This window comes from Nitrospirillum karajorum (assembly GCF_036348415.1).
Lineage (GTDB): Bacteria > Pseudomonadota > Alphaproteobacteria > Azospirillales > Azospirillaceae > Nitrospirillum > Nitrospirillum amazonense_B.
The window spans coordinates 459,068-478,440 of the sequence record NZ_JAZBQB010000004.1 but is presented as its reverse complement, the minus strand read 5'-3'; the positions used below and the strand labels follow the sequence as shown (position 1 = coordinate 478,440).

The 19,373-nt window shown below is 64.9% G+C and carries 9 protein-coding genes and 1 pseudogene; 7 read left to right on the top strand and 3 right to left on the bottom strand.

Features of this window, described 5'->3' with window-relative positions; genetic code table 11:
• Nucleotides 1-63: 63 nt before the first annotated feature.
• The 3 genes from UCD39_RS27615 to UCD39_RS27605 all read right to left on the bottom strand — a co-directional run bounded on the left by UCD39_RS27615 (nt 64) and on the right by UCD39_RS27605 (nt 2,988).
• The gene (locus UCD39_RS27615) at nt 64-1,179 is read right to left on the bottom strand and encodes an alpha/beta hydrolase (protein WP_330498810.1); all 1,116 of its coding nucleotides are present in this window, start codon (nt 1,177-1,179) and stop codon (nt 64-66) included.
• A gap of 255 nt (nt 1,180-1,434) precedes the next feature.
• The gene (locus UCD39_RS27610) at nt 1,435-2,451 is read right to left on the bottom strand and encodes a zinc-dependent alcohol dehydrogenase family protein (RefSeq protein ID WP_330498809.1); all 1,017 of its coding nucleotides are present in this window, start codon (nt 2,449-2,451) and stop codon (nt 1,435-1,437) included.
• A gap of 57 nt (nt 2,452-2,508) precedes the next feature.
• Nucleotides 2,509-2,988, bottom strand: coding sequence for a cyclophilin-like fold protein (locus UCD39_RS27605; RefSeq protein ID WP_330498808.1), 480 nt, complete (start codon nt 2,986-2,988; stop codon nt 2,509-2,511).
• Nucleotides 2,989-3,235: 247 nt separating this feature from the next.
• Here UCD39_RS27605 and UCD39_RS27600 point away from each other — a divergent pair, with 247 nt between their 5' ends.
• The 7 genes and pseudogenes from UCD39_RS27600 to UCD39_RS27570 all read left to right on the top strand — a co-directional run bounded on the left by UCD39_RS27600 (nt 3,236) and on the right by UCD39_RS27570 (nt 19,363).
• Complete coding sequence (locus tag UCD39_RS27600) at nt 3,236-4,135, top strand: LysR family transcriptional regulator (protein ID WP_330498807.1); 900 nt, start codon at nt 3,236-3,238, stop codon at nt 4,133-4,135.
• A gap of 892 nt (nt 4,136-5,027) precedes the next feature.
• Nucleotides 5,028-5,174: pseudogene (locus UCD39_RS27595) on the top strand (hypothetical protein); the annotation flags it as partial.
• A gap of 9 nt (nt 5,175-5,183) precedes the next feature.
• Nucleotides 5,184-13,805 carry a hypothetical protein gene (locus tag UCD39_RS27590; protein WP_330498950.1) on the top strand — a complete coding sequence of 2,874 codons (8,622 nt, stop codon included), beginning with the start codon at nt 5,184-5,186 and terminating at the stop codon, nt 13,803-13,805.
• Between the two features lie 175 nt (nt 13,806-13,980).
• Complete coding sequence (locus UCD39_RS27585; RefSeq protein ID WP_330498806.1) at nt 13,981-14,532, top strand: hypothetical protein; 552 nt, start codon at nt 13,981-13,983, stop codon at nt 14,530-14,532.
• A gap of 71 nt (nt 14,533-14,603) precedes the next feature.
• A complete protein-coding gene (locus UCD39_RS27580; protein WP_330498805.1) occupies nt 14,604-16,481 on the top strand; it encodes an O-linked N-acetylglucosamine transferase, SPINDLY family protein in 1,878 nt (625 codons plus the stop codon).
• Between the two features lie 106 nt (nt 16,482-16,587).
• On the top strand, nt 16,588-17,184 hold the full coding sequence (locus UCD39_RS27575) for a hypothetical protein (RefSeq protein ID WP_330498804.1): 597 nt from the start codon (nt 16,588-16,590) through the stop codon (nt 17,182-17,184).
• A 73-nt stretch (nt 17,185-17,257) separates the two neighbouring features.
• A complete protein-coding gene (locus UCD39_RS27570; protein ID WP_330498803.1) occupies nt 17,258-19,363 on the top strand; it encodes a tetratricopeptide repeat protein in 2,106 nt (701 codons plus the stop codon).
• Nucleotides 19,364-19,373 lie beyond the last annotated feature (10 nt).

Sequence of the window (19,373 nt, the reverse complement as noted above, 5' to 3'; positions counted from 1 at the left end):
TGCCGATGGGGGCGATTATGGTGACTCTGGTAAGGGAGGACGCAACGCCGCCTTGATAGGGCGTCAGGTCGCCAAGTGTTGGCTGAAGAACGACTGAAGTTTGTCGAAGGGGATGAGGTTCACGCGGTCGTAAAGGTCGACATGCCCCGCCCTTGGGATGATCAGCAGTTCCTTGGGTTCCGCCGCGCGTTGATAGGCGTCTTCGCTGAACTCGCGAGAATGCGCGATCTCCCCGGTGATGAACAACAATGGGCGGGGGGAAATCGTCTCGATGTCGTTGAAGGGGTAGAAATTCATGAACTTGACGTTGCTGGTCAGCGTGGGATGCGTTGTCAGCAACGGTGACTGCCCGTCGGGGGTGAATTCTCCCCGACGCGTGCGATAAAAATCGTAGAACTCGCGCTCAACCGGTGTCGAGGTCGCGGTCAGCGCATGGACCGTGCCGCTGGTGTATTGGATTTCACCACCAGTGAATTCGACATGGCGCTGCTCGGCCGCCGCCGCGATGATCTGCTTGCGTTGCTCCAGGCTCAGCCCGTGGCGCAGGCCGTTCCGGTTGGCAGCCCCCATGTCGTACATGCTGACCGTCGCGATGGCTTTGAGGCGCGGATCGATTTTGGCGGCGCTGATGACAAAGCTGCCGCTGCCGCAAATTCCGATGGCGCCGATGCGCTTCCGGTCAATGAAGGGATGGGTGCCAAGGAAGTCCACCGCAGCGCTGAAATCCTCGGCGTAGATGTCGGGGGAGACGGCGTTGCGCGGCCAGCCCTCGCTCGCGCCCCAGAACGACAGATCCAGGGATAGGGTCACGAAGCCGCGTTCCGCCATCTTGGTGGCGTAAAGATTGGCGCTCTGTTCCTTGACCGCGCCCATGGGGTGACCCACCACGATGGCTGGCGCCCGCACCGTCGTATTCAGGGTCTTGGGCGTGAACAGATTTCCCGCCACCCTCATGGCATATTGGTTTTTGAAGGTGACGGGCCGAACCGTCACCAGGTCGCTGGTGTAGAAGTTGTCGGCGCCGTTCGACATGTCTTGCGCCTTGGCGGGCTGCCGGTCGATGTCGGCCATGAATCCCATCGCGGCTGCGCCTGCCAGCTTCAGCACATTCCGCCGCGCCAGGCCGGTCTTGCTCTTCTGGTTGTCACCGCGCTCCGCGGTATCGATATGCGTGGCCATCTTCGATACTCCCCTGTGGTCCGGGCAAATGTGGCTTCCGCCGCCGCCATGCATTAGACGCCCTCACTTGCTTGAGATGATGAGGGCGGCTCATCAATCGGACTGGTCTAATAGAGGCCAGCGGGTTTGGTGGCCCCCTGCTTGATGCGGTTTCCGGGAGGGCGCTGCGCGCCGGTTCGCGCCCGTGGGCCCGGAGCCGGGGAAGGGGATCGGCGGCCGCCGACCCCTCATGGCGCAGTCCTTCAAAAGACGGACTTAAACCCGCAGCAGGGTTTTGATGGCGCGTCGTTCGTCCATGGCCCGATAGCCTTCCGCGACGTCCGCGATGGGCAATTCCTGGTCGAAGACTTTGCCGGGATTGATCTTGCGCTGAAGCACCAGTTCGATCAGCTGGGGCAGGAAACGCCGGACGGGGGCCGGCCCACCCAGCATGCCGGTCTGCGAGAAGAACAGGGACTGGCCGTCCAGTTCCACGCCATGCGGCACGCCGACATAGCCGATCATGGCACCGGGACGGGCGCATTGGATGGCTTGGCGCATGGATTCCTGCGTGCCCACGCATTCCAGCACGCCGTCCACGCCGATACCCCCGGTCAGTTCCTTGATGCGGGCCACGCCGGCCTCGGCCCGTTCCGACACGATATCGGTGGCGCCGTAGTCCAAGGCCAGGTCCTGGCGGGCCTTGTGACGGCTCATGATGATGATCCGCTCAGCGCCCATCTGCTTGGCGGCCAGGACCCCCATCAGGCCCACCGCACCATCGCCCACCACCGCCACCGTGGCGCCCGGCCTGACATTGGCGGCATAGGCGGCGTACCACCCCGTGCCCAGCACGTCCGACGCGGCCAGCAGGCTGGGGATCAGGTCGTCGGGCGGCATTTCCGCCAGCGGCACGAGGGTGCCGTCCGCCAGGGGCACCCGGGCAAACGGGGCCTGGGCACCGCTCATGAACTCCCGCTGCTCGCACGAGGAGGGGAAGCCGAAGCGGCAGTGTGGGCAAGTGTTGTCAGAGATGCAGAAGGACCCGACAACGAACTGCCCAGGGCGAACGGTGCGGACGTCGGCACCGACGTCCACCACCACGCCGCAATATTCGTGGCCCATGGCGGCGGGGCCGCTGGTCGGCTGCAGTCCGCGGTATGGCCAAAGGTCCGACCCGCAGATGCAGGTGGCCGCCAGTTTGATGATGGCGTCGGTCGGCTTGAGGATTTGCGGGTCGGCGACGGGCTCATAGCGCACGTCACCAGCGCCATGCAGAATGGTGGCCAGCATCTCGGAACTCCTCGGTTTGGGCTTGTCAGGGCTTTGGGGGGCAGATCGCCGACTGACTCAAGACAGTCGGTCGATATGCAGGGGGAATGTGCCGCGCGTCAGCAGGGGGGCGATGCCATCCTCAAGCCGACCCAGCCGAATCAATCCCGCCGAATAGCGATATCCAGCATGGAAGAAGGCCAGGTTGCCCCAGGGCGCGTAATAGCAAAGATCGCCCGGCGCCTCGTTCCCGAAGGGCCGGTCGCCCTCTTCCGAGAGCTTGCGCGGCAGATAGGCGATCTTCTCGTTGGTCGAATAATCCGATATCGACAGCGCCAGCGGCAGCAGGCTGGCGAAGTCCCATGCCGAGGGATTGTCCTCAAGGCTGGCGGTAAAGCTGTGGCTGCTGAAGGCTATCCTGATTTTCATGCCGCGCTCCTTTCTGCCCGTCACCCCCTCTGATCCGGCCGCCAGCTGCGGACAGGTGATGCCGGCCGCCAGGCCGGTGATGAATCCCCGCCGGGAGGCGATGACTGGGAGGGGGTGGTGCTGAATCATCAGCTTGCTTCCTTACCAATTCGAAGGGCTGCCACGTGGGTGACGCAGCGACCCAGGAAGAAGGCGTGGGATGTTGGCGGACAGTGGCGCTCCACCGCTTTAGGGCCACTGCTTGAGGGGGAGTGTAAGGCATTGGCCGTATTGGGATTAGACTAAGTAATCCGCTTGGATTTATCGATACAGGCCATAAATAATCTGCCCTCGCTTACGGGCGATGGGTGACGCGGCGGCGGATGAGGGGGCGGGGATGGCGAGAGAGGACTTCAACAAGCTGCTCTGGTTCCTTGCGGTGGCGGAGGAGCGCAGTTTCACCAGGGCGGCTGCCAGGCTTGGCGTTTCGCAATCCACCCTCAGCCATACCATCAAGCAGTTGGAGACGCGCATGGGCATCCGTCTGCTGACGCGCACCACCCGCAGTGTGGCGACGACTGTGGCGGGCGAGCGGTTGCGCCAGACGTTGGCCCCGCGCATTTCCGAGATCGAGGGGGCGATCGCCGCCCTCATGGAATTCCGTGAAAAGCCGGCGGGCACGGTCCGCATAACGTTGTCCGACCATGCGCTGGAAAGTGTCGTCTGGCCCAGGCTTCGCTCTGTGATGGGCCGATATCCGGACATCCAGATCGAATTCAGCATCGATAACGGCCTGCGCAACATCGTTGAGGATGGATTCGATGCCGGCGTGCGGTTGGGTGAGAATGTCGAAAAGGATATGGTCGCTGTGCGAATCGGCCCTGACTGGCGCTTGGTCGCTGTCGCCTCGCCCGGCTATTTCGCCAACAGGCCGGTACCCCGCCACCCCGACGATCTGATCGCCCACATGTGCATCAATAGGCGCCAGGCCACCCAAGGTGGCCTTTATGCCTGGGAATTTTCCAAGGATGGCAAAGAGTTGCGGGTCCGCGTGCAGGGACAGCTGACGTTCAACACCTCATACGCCATGGTGGATGCGGCAATGAGTGGTTACGGTATCGCCTATCTTCCCGAGGATATCGTTCGCCGGCACGTCGAGGCAGGGGAATTGCTCCTGGTGCTCGACGACTGGTCGCCGCCGTTCCCAGGTTACTTCATTTATTATCCCAGCCGGCGACAGAATCTCCCCGCTTTTCAGATCGTGGTGGAGGCGTTGCGGTATGGGGGCGTCCCTTGACCCGCTGGTCGCCATGGGTCCGAGTCCACCATCGCGGTGTCTATATCTGGTGGGTGTGACGCCTTTCCCCGGGCCTCGCGCAACCGGGGCCTGTATTGGCCGGGGCTGCTATACCTCCTCTGATAACTTAAGCATTCGCCGCGGCGGTCGCCCTGTGGCATGAATTGATGCCGCTCGAAATTTATACGGGCGTTCCCGTCCGGGCGACGCGTCTGGGGAAACGGCCGTCCCTTCCCCAGTAGCCGCACCTGATTTCATCAGCAAATTTGTCATGCACTTCTTGAGAGCAGCAGATTACAGGTCTTTGTCTACAGCGGTAACGCATCGCACACAGGCCATAGGACGAAAATTGCTCATGTCATCACATGAGATAGGGACACGATTAACCATCGTTGGGACAGCGTTATCATGTTTCTGACACACTGAAACAGAGTCAACGCCGCGGCGGATTGGGAAATTTCAAGGAATAAGAAACAACCTTATCCCTCCATATATTGATGTCCCGTCCTTTCTGTTTATCCCATACTGACCGGGACACTCGGCCGCTAACGTCTCGTTAACACTTTGGGGTAGGCGGATTCAGGGCCTTCATTAGCAATGCGCTTAAAATACGCCTTGAAGTTACCCTCGCATCTTATTATCGTGCCCCTCAGGCTATCCGTGTGCCAGAGGTGCATTTGCGCTTTGGGTATAGGGGTCAGTCGGACGGCTTAGGTCCACAAGGGACGTCGTCAGGGTTGCCTGAGGGTTTCGCCAGCGTAGCCATAAGGGAAGCGCGAAGCGGGTTTGTTTTTGCCATATCAACCACATGGCTGTGGTTGCGCCCAAAAAATGGGTGTTGTTCATCGCCGTCCATGAGGCGCCTCAAACGAGGTGCGATCGGAGGTTGTAAATGGTCTCGCCTATTACTTTCCTGGGGCCGACCCAGATTGCCGCCCTATCCACGGCGAATATCCAGGCCCTCAGCACAGCTGACGTCGCTGCGCTTTCAACGGCCCAGATTCAGGCGTTAACCACGACCCAGGTGGCGGCCTTCCAGGCCAGCCAAATGGTTTTCAGTGTTTCGCAGCTTCAGGCGTTCAGCGACGCCGACATCTCCGTCCTGTCGACGGCAGATTTTGAAGCGCTGAAATCCAACCAGGTCCAGGCTCTATCTTCCGATCAGATCCAGGCGCTGACCACCGATCAGCTGAGCGCGCTGACCACCGGTTCCGTGCAGGAATTCAGCAAGACGCAGGTCGGCTTCCTGACCACCGACCAGCTGAACGCCTTTAACACGGCGGACGCCCGGGCGCTGACGACGGCCCAGGTGGGCGGCCTGACCTCCAAACAGATCGCGGGCATCAGCAGCGACAACCTGTCGGCGCTCAACAGCGCCCAGGTGCAGGCGCTCAGCACCGTGCAAATCCAGGGCTTGACCACCAGCCAGCTGAACGCGCTCAGCACCTCCGACATCGGTGAGTTCAGCGCCACCCAGATCGGCGGCTTGAACACTGCCCAGATTTCCGGTCTCAGTACCGACAACCTCTCGGCGCTTAACAGCGCGCAAGTAGCGCGCCTGTCCAGCAGCCAGGTGCAGTCGCTGACCACTGATCAGCTGAACAGCCTGTCGTCTTCTGATCTGCGCGAACTGAGCGCCGCGCAGATCAGCCAGCTCACTACCGCCCAGATCGCCTCACTTGGCACCGCCACCGTTGCGAATCTAACGACCGCGCAGGTGGCCGGACTCACGACCGCGCAGGTGGCCGCCCTCAATACCGATCAGCTGAACGCGCTGAGCACGTCGGACACGGTGGCGCTGACCTCGTCGCAGGTGTCGGCGCTGACGACCAGCCAGATCGCGGGCCTGGCGTCGACCAACCTGAACGCGCTGACCAGCGCGCAGGTGTCCCGCCTGTCCAGCAGCCAGTTGCAGGCGCTGACGACGGATCAGTTGAACAGCCTGACGACGTCCGACGTGCGTGAGTTGAGTGCCGCCCAGGTCGGTCAGCTGACGACGGCGCAGCTGTCGACGCTGAACACCGCCAACCTGTCGGCGCTGACAACGGCCCAGGAATCGGGCCTGACGACGGCGCAGGTTCAGTCGCTGACCACCGACCAGGTGGCGGCCTTGGGCACGGCCCAGGTGGCCGGCCTGTCCACCGCGCAGGTGAAGGTGCTGACGACGGCTCAGCTGAACGCGCTGTCCACGGCGACGGTGCAGAAGCTGACCAACACGCAGGTGCAGTCGCTGACGACAGCCCAGCTGTCGAACCTGAGCAGTGACAACCTGAACGCCCTGACCAGCAGTCAGGTGGCGGGCCTGAGCAGCGCGCAGGTGCAGTCGCTGACGACGGCGCAGCTGAACAGCCTGACGACCGCGGATGTGCGTGAGCTGACGAACATCCAGGTGGGTCAGCTGACGACGGCGCAGGTGTCGAACCTCAGCAGCGATAACCTGAACGCGTTGAGCAGCAGCCAGACCGCGTCGCTGAACAGCGCGCAGGTCCAGTCTCTGACGACGGCGCAGTTGAACAGCCTGACGACGGCGGACGTGCGTGAGCTGACGACGGCCCAGGTTGGCCAGCTGACGACGTCGCAGGTGTCGACCCTGGGTAGCGACAATCTGAACGCGCTGAGCAGCAGCCAGACGGCGGCGCTGACCAGCACGCAGGTGCGGGCCCTGACGTCCGACCAACTGAACAGCCTGACCTCGTCCGACGTACGTGAACTGACGAACGCCCAGATCGGCCAGCTGACGACGTCGCAGGTGTCGACCCTGAGCACCAGCACGGTGTCGGCGTTGAGCACGGGCCAGGTGACCAGTCTGACGACGGCCGATGTCCAAGCCCTGTCGACGGATCAGCTGAACGCGCTGAGCACGTCGACCACGACGGCGTTGACCTCGTCCCAGGTGTCGGCGCTGACGACCAGCCAGATCGCGGGCTTGGCGTCGACCAACCTGAACGCGCTGACCAGCGCGCAGGTGTCGCGCCTGTCCAGCAGCCAGCTGCAGGCGCTGACGACGGATCAGCTGAACAGCCTGACGACGTCCGACGTGCGTGAGCTGAGTGCGGCCCAGGTTGGCCAGCTGACGACGGCGCAGCTGTCGACGCTGAGCACCGCCAACCTGTCGGCGTTGAGCACGGCGCAGGAATCGGGCCTGACGACGGCGCAGGTTCGGTCGCTGACCACGGACCAGGTGTCGGCGCTGGGCACGGCCCAGGTTGCGGGCCTGTCCACGGCGCAGGTTCAGGCTCTGACGACCGATCAGCTGAACGCGCTGTCCACGGCGACGGTGCAGAAGCTGACCAACACGCAGGTGCAGTCGCTGACGACAGCCCAGCTATCGAACCTGAGCAGCGATAACCTGAACGCCCTGACCAGCAGCCAGGTGGCCAGCCTGAGCAGCAGCCAGGTTCAGTCGCTGACGACGGCGCAGCTGAACAGCCTGACGACCGCGGATGTGCGTGAGCTGACGACCGCCCAGGTCGGCCAGCTGACGACGACGCAGGTGTCGAACCTCAGCAGCGACAACCTGAACGCGCTGAGCAGCAGCCAGACAGCGTCGCTGACCAGCGCGCAGGTGCGGGCCTTGACGTCCGACCAGCTGAATAGCCTGACTTCATCCGACGTTCGTGAACTGACGAATGCCCAGATCGGTCAGCTGACGACGGCGCAGGTATCGAACCTGAGCACCAGCAACGTGGCGGCCCTCAGCACGGCTCAGGTCGCAAACTTGACCACGGCGGATGTGCAGGCCCTGTCGACCGATCAGCTGAATGCGCTGAGCACGTCGGACACGGTGGCGCTGACCTCCGCGCAGGTGTCGGCGCTGACGACCGGTCAGATCGCCGGTCTGGCGTCCACCAACCTGAACGCCCTGACCAGCGCGCAGGTATCGCGCCTGTCCAGCAGCCAGTTGCAGGCGCTGACGACGGATCAGCTGAACAGCCTGACGACGTCTGATGTCCGTGAGCTGAGTGCCGCCCAGGTCGGCCAGTTGACGACGGCGCAGCTGTCGACGCTGAGCACCGCCAACCTGGCGGCGCTGACAACGGCCCAGGAATCGGGCCTGACGACGGCTCAGGTCCAGTCGCTGACCACCGACCAGGTGGCGGCGTTGGGCACGGCCCAGGTGGCCGGCCTGTCCACGGCGCAGGTGAAGGCGCTGACGACCGATCAGCTGAACGCGCTGTCCACGGCGACGGTGCAGAAGCTGACCACCACGCAGGTGCAGTCGCTGACGACGGCCCAGCTGTCGAACCTGAGCAGTGACAACCTGAACGCGCTGAACAGCAGCCAGGTGGCCAGCCTGAGCAGCGCGCAGGTCCAGTCTCTGACGACGGCCCAGCTGAACAGCCTGACCTCGTCCGACGTGCGTGAACTGACGAACGCTCAGATCGGTCAGCTGACGACGGCTCAGGTGTCGAACCTCAGCACCAGCACGGTATCGGCGCTGAGCACCGCCCAAGTGGCCAGCCTGACGACGGCGAACGTCCAGTCGCTGTCAACCGATCAGCTGAACGCGTTGAGCACGTCGGACACGGTGGCGCTGACCTCCTCCCAGGTGTCGGCGCTGACGACCAGCCAAGTGTCGGGCTTGGCGTCGACCAACCTGAACGCGCTGACCAGCGCGCAGGTGGCGCGCCTGTCCAGCAGCCAGCTGCAGGCGCTGACGACGGATCAGCTGAACAGCCTGACGACGTCCGACGTGCGTGAGCTGAGTGCGGCCCAGGTTGGCCAGCTGACGACGGCGCAGCTGTCGACGCTGAGCACCGCCAACCTGTCGGCGTTGAGCACGGCGCAGGAATCGGGCCTGACGACGGCGCAGGTTCGGTCGCTGACCACGGACCAGGTGTCGGCGCTGGGCACGGCCCAGGTTGCGGGCCTGTCCACGGCGCAGGTTCAGGCTCTGACGACCGATCAGCTGAACGCGCTGTCCACGGCGACGGTGCAGAAGCTGACCAACACGCAGGTGCAGTCGCTGACGACAGCCCAGCTGTCGAACCTGAGCAGCGATAACCTGAACGCCCTGACCAGCAGCCAGGTGGCCAGCCTGAGCAGCAGCCAGGTTCAGTCGCTGACGACGGCGCAGCTGAACAGCCTGACGACGGCGGATGTGCGTGAGCTGACGACCGCCCAGGTCGGCCAGCTGACGACGACGCAGGTGTCGAACCTCAGCAGCGACAACCTGAACGCGCTGAGCAGCGCTCAGGTGTCCAAGCTGACCAGCGCGCAGGTTCAGTCTCTGACGACGGCGCAGCTGAACAGCCTGACGACCGCGGATGTCCAGGAGCTGACGGCTGCCCAGATCGGTCAGCTGACGACGGCGCAGGTGTCGAACCTCAGCACCACCAACGTGAACGCCCTGTCGACGGCCCAGGTGGCCAGCCTGACCACGGCGGAGGTGCAGGCCCTGTCGACCGATCAGCTGAACGCGCTGAGCACGTCGGACACGGTGGCGCTGACCTCGTCGCAGGTGTCGGCGCTGACGACCAGCCAGATCGCGGGCCTGGCGTCGACCAACCTGAACGCGCTGACCAGCGCGCAGGTGTCCCGCCTGTCCAGCAGCCAGCTGCAGGCGCTGACGACGGATCAGTTGAACAGCCTGACGACGTCCGACGTGCGTGAGTTGAGTGCCGCCCAGGTCGGTCAGCTGACGACGGCGCAGCTGTCGACGCTGAACACCGCCAACCTGTCGGCGCTGACAACGGCCCAGGAATCGGGCCTGACGACGGCGCAGGTTCAGTCGCTGACCACCGACCAGGTGGCGGCCTTGGGCACGGCCCAGGTGGCCGGCCTGTCCACGGCGCAGGTGAAGGCGCTGACGACGGCTCAGCTGAACGCGCTGTCCACGGCGACGGTGCAGAAGCTGACCAACACGCAGGTGCAGTCGCTGACGACGGCCCAGCTGTCGAACCTGAGCAGTGACAACCTGAACGCGCTGAGCAGCAGCCAGGTGGCCAGCCTGAGCAGCGCGCAGGTCCAGTCTCTGACGACGGCGCAGCTGAACAGCCTGACGACGGCGGATGTGCGTGAACTGACGAACACCCAGGTGGGTCAGCTGACGACGGCGCAGGTGTCGAACCTCAGCAGCGACAACCTGAACGCGCTGAGCAGCAGCCAGGTGGCCAGCCTGAGCAGCGCGCAGGTCCAGTCTCTGACGACGGCGCAGTTGAACAGCCTGACGACGGCGGACGTGCGTGAGCTGACGACGGCCCAGGTTGGCCAGCTGACGACGGCGCAGGTGTCGACCCTGGGTAGCGACAATCTGAACGCGCTGAGCAGCAGCCAGACGGCGGCGCTGACCAGCACGCAGGTGCGGGCCCTGACGTCCGACCAACTGAACAGCCTGACCTCGTCCGACGTACGTGAACTGACGAACGCCCAGGTTGGCCAGCTGACAACGGCGCAGGTGTCGACCCTGAGCACCAGCACGGTGTCGGCGTTGAGCACGGGCCAGGTGACCAGTCTGACGACGGCCGATGTCCAAGCCCTGTCGACGGATCAGCTGAACGCGCTGAGCACGTCGACCACGACGGCGTTGACCTCGTCCCAGGTGTCGGCGCTGACGACCAGCCAGATCGCGGGCTTGGCGTCGACCAACCTGAACGCGCTGACCAGCGCGCAGGTGTCGCGCCTGTCCAGCAGCCAGCTGCAGGCGCTGACGACGGATCAGCTGAACAGCCTGACGACGTCCGACGTGCGTGAGCTGAGTGCGGCCCAGGTTGGCCAGCTGACGACGGCGCAGCTGTCGACGCTGAGCACCGCCAACCTGTCGGCGTTGAGCACGGCGCAGGAATCGGGCCTGACGACGGCGCAGGTTCGGTCGCTGACCACGGACCAGGTGTCGGCGCTGGGCACGGCCCAGGTTGCGGGCCTGTCCACGGCGCAGGTTCAGGCTCTGACGACCGATCAGCTGAACGCGCTGTCCACGGCGACGGTGCAGAAGCTGACCAACACGCAGGTGCAGTCGCTGACGACAGCCCAGCTATCGAACCTGAGCAGCGATAACCTGAACGCCCTGACCAGCAGCCAGGTGGCCAGCCTGAGCAGCAGCCAGGTTCAGTCGCTGACGACGGCGCAGCTGAACAGCCTGACGACCGCGGATGTGCGTGAGCTGACGACCGCCCAGGTCGGCCAGCTGACGACGACGCAGGTGTCGAACCTCAGCAGCGACAACCTGAACGCGCTGAGCAGCGCTCAGGTGTCCAAGCTGACCAGCGCGCAGGTTCAGTCGCTGACGACGGCGCAGCTGAACAGCCTGACGACTGCGGATGTCCAGGAACTGACGACGGCCCAGGTCGGCCAGCTGACGACGGCGCAGGTGTCGAACCTCAGCACCACCAACGTGAACGCTCTGTCGACGGCCCAGGTGGCCAGCCTGACCACGGCGGAGGTTCAGTCGCTGTCGACCGATCAGCTGAACGCGCTGAGCACGGCGGACACGGTGGCTTTGACTGCTACGCAGGTGTCGGCGCTGTCGACCAGTCAGCTGTCGGGCTTGGCGTCCACCAACCTGAATGCCCTGACCAGCAGCCAGGTGTCGCGCCTGTCCAGCAGCCAGCTTCAGTCTCTGACGACGGATCAGCTGAACAGTCTGACGACGTCTGACGTCCGTGAGCTGAACTCGGCCCAGGTCGGCCAGTTGACGACGGCGCAGCTGTCGACGCTGAGCACCGCCAACCTGGCGGCGTTGACGACGGCGCAGGAAGCGGGCCTGACGACGACGCAGGTCCAGTCGCTGACCACCGACCAGGTGGCGGCGCTGGGCACGGCCCAGGTGGCCGGTCTGTCCACCGCGCAGGTTCGGGCGCTGACGACGGATCAGCTGAACGCGCTGTCCACGGCGACGGTGCAGAAGCTGACCACCACGCAGGTCCAGTCGCTGACGACGGCCCAGCTGTCGAACCTGAGTAGCGATAACCTGTCGGCCCTGAACAGTGCCCAGGTGGCATCCTTGACCAGCGCGCTGGTCCAGTCGCTCACCAGCTCCCAGTTGAACGCGCTGTCGACGTCCGACATCCGGGAGTTCACCAGCCCCCAGATCAGCCAGCTGACGACGGCGCAGGTGTCGACCCTGAGCAGCGACAACTTGAACGCGCTGAGCAGCAGCCAGACGGCGGCGCTGAGCAGCACGCAGGTCCGGGCCTTGACTTCCGACCAGCTGAACAGCCTAGCCTCCTCTGACGTTCGTGAGCTGACGAACGCCCAGATCGGCCAGCTGACGACGGCGCAGGTGTCGACACTCAGCACCAGCACGGTATCGGCGCTGAGCACGGGCCAGGTGACCAGCCTGACGACGGCCGATGTCCAGGCCCTGTCGACGGATCAGCTGAACGCGCTGAGCACATCGACCACGACGGCGCTGACCTCGTCGCAGGTGTCGGCACTGACGACCAGCCAAGTGTCGGGCTTGGCGTCAACCAACCTGAACGCGCTGACCAGCGTCCAGGTGGCCCGCCTGTCCAGCAACCAGGTCCAGGCGCTGACGACGGATCAGCTGAACAGCCTGACCACGTCCGACGTCCGGGAACTGAACTCGGCACAGGTTGGGCAACTGACGACGGCGCAATTGTCGGCGCTCAGCACCGCCAACCTGTCGGTGTTGACGACGACGCAGGAGGCCGGGCTGACAACGGCGCAGGTCCAGTCGCTGACCACCGACCAGGTGGCCGCACTGGGCACGGCCCAGGTGACCGGCCTGTCGACGGCCCAGGTGAAGGCGCTGACGACGGATCAGCTGAACGCGCTGTCCACGGCGACGGTGCAGAAGCTGACCAATACGCAGGTCCAGTCGCTGACGACGGCCCAGCTGTCGGGCCTGAGCAGCGATAACCTGAACGCCTTGAGCAGCAGCCAGGTCCAGTCGCTGAGCAGCGCGCAGGTCCAGTCGCTGACGACGGCGCAGCTGAACAGCCTGACGACGGCGGATGTGCGTGAGTTGACCACCGCCCAGGTCGGCCAGCTGACGACGGCGCAGGTGTCGAACCTGAGCACCGACACGGTGACGGCCCTCAGCACCGCCCAGGTGGCCAGCCTGACCAGTGCCCTGGTCCAGTCCCTGACCTCCAGCCAGCTGAACGCGCTCAGCACCTCGGATGTCCGGGCGCTGACGACGGCCCAGGTCTCCTCCCTGACGACGGCGCAGGTGTCGACACTCAGCACGGATAACCTCACGGCGCTCAGCAGTGCCCAGGTGACCAGGCTGACGACGGCGCAGGTTCAGGCGCTGACCACGGATCAGGTCTCCGCCTTGGCGACCACCCAGGTCTCCGGCCTGAACAGTGCCCAGGTCAAGGCGCTCTCCACCGCGCAACTGGGGGCGTTGACCACCACGGATGTCCGGGCGCTGAACACAAGCCAGGTGCAGGCGCTCACCACCAGCCAAGTGGCGGGTCTGACGACCGACAACCTGTCAGCTCTGGCCAGCAACCAGGTCGCGGTTCTCAGTAGCGCCCAGGTCCAGTCCTTGACCACGGCCCAGATCAGCTCGCTGACGACGGCCGATATCCGGGAGTTCACGACCAGCCAGGTGACCAACCTGACTACGGACCAAATTTCCGGGTTGACCACTGACCAGCTGTCACACATGACGACGGCCCAGGCCAGCGTGTTCACCTCGGCCCAGGTCCACGCGTTCAGCACTGATCAGGTCAATGCCTGGCTGACCGGCCTGTCCGGGTGATAAGGTAGCATGACGGTTCGGGCCGGGGTGCGGGGCAGCACTTCGGCCCGATCAGGGGCGGCGTCGCTAGGATTGGGGGTGTCATCCTTCCCCCAATCCTCGACGCTTTTAAGGGCTCCGGTTCCTGGTTCAGGCACAACTTCCGCTGTATGGGAAGGCGTGCGGGTTGGGGTTTATGGGTAACGATCCGGTATCATCGCGGCCGATAGGCGGAGGGGTCACCAAGACCACCTTCACCAAGACCGCGCCCGCCGGCCGGAGCGATGGCGATTTCCAGAAAGCCCTGGCCAGGTCCGCCGGGGCCGACCCGTCCAGGGCCAGCCAGACCAGCAGCACCCCGGCCGATGCCGTCCGGATATCACAGCAGAGTATGCTCTCGGGCGTGGCGGCGTATAATATGGCGGCTCAGGCCCTGCCGGCGACGCCGGGATACCAGCGGCCCGTGGTTCGGGTTGGTGACAACGTGACGACGAAGAACGAAAAGTCCGATAAAGGCGCCTTCCGGCTGTCCCCTTCGCGTGAGCTTCAGGGGCGCACGGCCTATGCCAAGGTTCTGCAAACCCAGACCGCCGTATCCCAGGCACCCAATGCCCAGGGCGGTGCCGCCCAATCCCCCGCGGCCCCAGTCACCGGCACGGCGTCGTCCGCCCCCGCCGCGGATTCATCGCAAGTTGCCGATGATCAGGGTAAAGTTGCAGATCGCTCCACCATAAACATCGTGTTATGATTCCTTGCGATATTGGCGATATCTTCAGGAATTGATAAGGCCTGAGGGTACTTTATTATGGAACATCGATCGTGCCCTCTGCCGCTTCCGCTACAAACCAGGCACCGCTGCAAACCGCCGACATCGTCAAATACCTGACCGCCAGAGATTGGAAAATCCCCCCGGGGGTGGAGGAGCGGGCTTTCCGCTTCCTGTTGGGGCGCCTGGACTTCAACAACCTGTTGGGCCTGATCGATGTGGCGCGCGGTTCGGCGCCCTGGATGCGGCCCGCGTCGCTGTACCGGCTGTGGCTGGATGAGACGCCGGCCGATGTCCCCCTGCGGCACGCGGCCTATTTCAATCTGGGTGTGGAACTCGCCAACATCGGCGATGTGGTTGAGGCGGGGGCCGCCTACAACGCCGCCCTGGCGCTCAAATCTGACTTCCTCGTCGCCGCCATCAACCTGGGGCTCATGTCCGAAAACCAGGGCAAGACGGACGAGGCGCTGGAGATTTGGCGCCGGGCCGTCCAGCCCGACGACATGCGTACCACCCTGCTGAATCAGCGTGGCCGTTTGCTCGAGCGTATGGGTCGATTCGAAGAGGCGGAGCGGGAATTGCACCGCAGCCTGCTGACCGTGCCCAACCAGTCCGACGCCATCAGCCACTGGGTGCACCTGCGCCTGAAGATGTGTGCCTGGCCGGTTTACGAACATATTCCCGGGCTGACCAAGGACGATCTGGTCGCCAGTTCCGGCGGCCTCACCCTCATGTCCCTGTTCGATGAGAACGCGGTCGTCAACCGGTGGGTGGAGCGGTGGATTTCCCGTTTCGGCGATCTTCAGCGCTGGGCGCCCGCCGATGGCTACGACCATGAGAAGGTCCGCATCGGGTATCTCTCCTCCGACTATAACCTTCACCCTGTCAGCATGCTGATGGTGGAGTTGATCGAGAAGCACGACCGGTCGCGGTTCCAGGTCTATGGCTATGACATGGGCCTGGATGACGGCAGCTACCTGCGCCATCGCATCCTGGGCGCCTTCGACCAGTGGTTCCGCGTCGCCGAGATGAGCGACGACCAGGTGGCGGATCTCATGCGACAGCATGAACTGGATATCCTTGTCGACCTCAATGGCCTGACCGATGGGTCCCGCCCCGGCATTATTCGCCGCAAGCCTGCGCCCGTGCAGATTTCCTATCTCGGCTTCGTCGGCTCCCAGCCCATCCCCGAGCTGGACTACGCCATCGTGGACGACTTCGTGGTGCCGCAGGAACTGGCTACCGACTTCCATCCCAAGCCGCTGTACATGCCCATCTGCTATCAGGTGAACGACAGCAAGGCGCCGGTGGACCCGTCGCCCACGCGGGAAAGCGTGGGCCTGCCAACGGACAAGTTCGTCTATACCTGCTTCTCCAACACCTACAAGATCACGGACGAGATCTTCGACGCCTGGATGCGCATCCTGGGCGGGGTGGAGAATTCCGTCCTGTGGTTGTTGGCGCGTACGCCCTGGGCACGCCAGAACATGCTGAACCGGGCCCAGGCCCACGGCATCGCGGCCGAGCGGCTGATCTTCGCCGGCCCGGCCAGCCCCGCCCAGTATCTGGCCCGCCTGCCGCTGGCCGATGTGTTCCTGGATACCTATCCATACAATTCCGGCACCACGGCCAGCGACGCCCTGCGCATGGGGCTGCCGATGGTCACCCTGTCGGGCAAGACCTTCTCATCGCGCATGGCGGGTAGCCTGTTGCGCACCGTGGGCCTGTCCGCCGGCATCACCACCAGCGTCGACGATTACGTGGCCCTGGCGGTCAAACTGGGCACGGAGCCGGAGGCGTACAGGGTGTTCCGCGACGCCTTGGGCGGCGGCGACGCTTGGCGGCGCACCCTGGGTGATACCGACCGGTTCGTCCAGGACCTGGAGGAACGGCTGCTGGCCATCCGGGTCAAGCCGGGCCAGGTCGGCTGACGTCCGCGCCGGATCCGACACCGCGTTCCACCCCGCCTTCGGCGGGGTGCCTGATCAGACGGATGCCCCGGTCACCGGGCTCCGGTCGCAATAACGGTGGGTAGCCATGGGAAAACTGCATCATTTCGATCTCAGGGGCATGCTGGACACCTACCACTGCCGCGTCTTCATCGAAACCGGCACCGGGGCGGGCGACAGCCTGCTGCACGCGGCCTCCTTCGGGTTTGAGCGGCTGTTCTCCTCCGAAATATTCCCCGAGATCGCGGACCATGCGCGGGGGCGGCTGGCCAGCGTGCATCAGGCCCAGATCCTGACGGCCACCAGTGAGGACGTGCTGAAGACCGTGCTGCCGCTGATCCCGGCGGAGGTGCCGGTCATGTACTGGCTGGACGCGCACTTCCCCGGTGCCGATTATCATTTGGCCAAGTATGGTGACCATGCGGACTACAACATCCGCCTGCCCTTGGAACGGGAGATGAGCCTGATCCGCGAGCTGCGACCGCGTAGCCGCGACGTCATCCTGGTGGACGACCTGCGCATCTATGAGGATGGGCCCTTCGCCGGCGGCAACATGCCGGACCATGCGCAAACCCTGGCCTTCTACGATCGCAATATCGACTTCGCCTTCCGCCTGTTCCGGCACACCCACACCATCGCCCGCGATTATGGTGACGAGGGCTATCTGGTCATCACGCCGCGCTGACAGGGCGCGGCGTCATCTTTCCCCTTGAAGGCACGCCGGTATCAGGGTGCCGCGCGGTGAGCGGAGTAATGTGATGGCGGATGAAACGACCAAGCAGATGCTGCGCCGCGCCGCGGATGGGCGCTTCGCCCGCCGTTGGATCGTGGGGGAGGGGATAGACATCGGCTGCGGCCCCGATCCGCTGGGCAAGCTCAAGGACTATTTCCCCCTGATGACGTCCACCCGTCCCTGGGATTTGCCGGACGGCGACGCCATGCTGATGGAGGGGGTGGCGGACGGCAGTTACGACTTCGTCCATTCCAGCCACTGCCTGGAACATCTGGTCGACCCCGTGCGGGCGCTCAGCAACTGGATCCGTATCTGCAAGCCGGGCGGTCACCTGATCATCACCATCCCGGACGAGGATATGTATGAGCAGGGCGTCTGGCCCTCGATCTTCAACCAGGACCACAAATGGACCTTCACCATCCTGAAGCCGCAGAGCTGGTCGCCCAAGTCGATCAGCATCGTGCAGCTGCTGGACCTGTTCAAGGAAGAGGTGGAGGTGCTGAAGCTGGAGAAGCTGGACAGCGGCTTCCAGTATGACGCGCCCTTGCGAGACCAGACGCTGAAGGGCACCTCGGAGTCCGCTATCGAGTTCGTGCTGCGCAAGCGGACCAAGGGCTGGGGCTTGGCCACGGCGGCGGACTACGGCGCCGCGCGCTTCGCCCAGGTCGCCCGCCGGCATGAGATCGACGCCAAGTTCGCCGAGGCCATCGGCCTGCACCAGCAGGGCCGGGTGGCGGAGGCCCACGCCGCCTACACCGCCATCCTGGGCGCCGACCCGGACAACCTGGCGGTCATGAACAACCTGGCCCTGATCGCCCCGTTCGCGGAGGCGGAGCCGCTGCTGCGCCGGGCGCTGGAGATCAACCCCACCTATGTCGACGCCCTGCTGAACCTGGGCAACCAGCTGGTGGCCCACCAGCGGGTGGAGGAGGGGCGGGACGTGCTGCTGCGCGCCCTGGCCGCGGCCCCCACCGACGCCCGCGTCATCGACGCGCTGGCCCAGGTTTACGACACGCTGGAGGCGTATGAGGACGCGGTGGCGCTGTTGCTGGAAAAGGGCGCCCTGCTCAACAACCTGGACGACGTTTATTGCCGCATCGGCAAATATTGCGAACATCTGGGGCGTACCGACGAGGCCCTGGCCTATCTGGCCAAGGCGCTGCAGATCAACCCGTCCCATGTCGAGGCCAACATCTATACCGGCCGCCAGCACCTGCGGAAGGGCGACTACGCCAAGGGGGCCGAGGGCATCGCCTGGATCTGGCATGGCCGCATCACGGAAAGCCAGGTCGGCCTGTTCGTGGACGAGGCTGGCCAGCCCATCCCCCAGACGGGGCGCACCATCGTGCTGTCCGCCGACAGTGGACTGGGCGATACGCTGCAGTTCGTGCGGTATGCCCGGCCGCTGAAGGCCCTGGGCGCGCGCGTCATCGTGGAATGCCAGCCGGAGCTGCTGCGCCTGGTGGCAGCGATGCCGGAGGTCGATGAGGCCGTCGCCATTGGCGACCTGTCCCCCGGCTTCGATGTGCGCCTGCCCCTGCACAATCTCATCGGCGCCTTCCGCACCACCCTGGCCACCATTCCGGCGGAGGTGCCGTATCTGGCCGCCCCGGCGGCGGAGGTGGCAACCTATGAGGCGCGGCTGGCGGAGCGGCCGGGCCTGCGCGTCGGTCTGTGCTGGGCGGGCAATCCCAGCCATCCGCGCAACGGCAGCCGGTCGGTGGCGCCGGAGCTGCTGTTCCCCTTGCTGGGGCAGGCCGGCGCCCGCTTCTTCTCCCTGCAGAAGGGGGCGGATGGCCCGGCCTTGGGCCTGGTCGACTGGACGGCGGATTTCACCGACATGGCCAACACCGCCGCCCTGGTGCAGGGGCTGGACCTGGTCATCAGCGTGGACTCCGCCGTGGCCCATCTTGCCGGCGCGCTGGGCCGGCCGGTCTGGCTGCTGAACCGCTTCGACAGCTGCTGGCGCTGGCTGGAGGCGGGGGTGGAGACCAGCCCCTGGTATCCGACGCTGACGCAGTTCCGGCAGACGGTGCCGGGCGACTGGGCCTCGGTCATGGCGGCGGTCACGGCTAGGCTGGCGGACGCGGTGGCGGCCCAGGGCGCCCCGCAAGCGCCGGGCAGTCCCTGAACCAGGGGCG

Coding starts and splice junctions, on each gene's coding strand:
- UCD39_RS27615 (WP_330498810.1), bottom strand. CDS start 1,179: ATGGCCACGCATATCGATACCGCGGAGCGCGGTGACAACCAGAAGAGC.
- UCD39_RS27610 (WP_330498809.1), bottom strand. CDS start 2,451: ATGCTGGCCACCATTCTGCATGGCGCTGGTGACGTGCGCTATGAGCCC.
- UCD39_RS27605 (WP_330498808.1), bottom strand. CDS start 2,988: ATGATTCAGCACCACCCCCTCCCAGTCATCGCCTCCCGGCGGGGATTC.
- UCD39_RS27600 (WP_330498807.1), top strand. CDS start 3,236: ATGGCGAGAGAGGACTTCAACAAGCTGCTCTGGTTCCTTGCGGTGGCG.
- UCD39_RS27590 (WP_330498950.1), top strand. CDS start 5,184: ATGGTTTTCAGTGTTTCGCAGCTTCAGGCGTTCAGCGACGCCGACATC.
- UCD39_RS27585 (WP_330498806.1), top strand. CDS start 13,981: ATGGGTAACGATCCGGTATCATCGCGGCCGATAGGCGGAGGGGTCACC.
- UCD39_RS27575 (WP_330498804.1), top strand. CDS start 16,588: ATGGGAAAACTGCATCATTTCGATCTCAGGGGCATGCTGGACACCTAC.
- UCD39_RS27570 (WP_330498803.1), top strand. CDS start 17,258: ATGGCGGATGAAACGACCAAGCAGATGCTGCGCCGCGCCGCGGATGGG.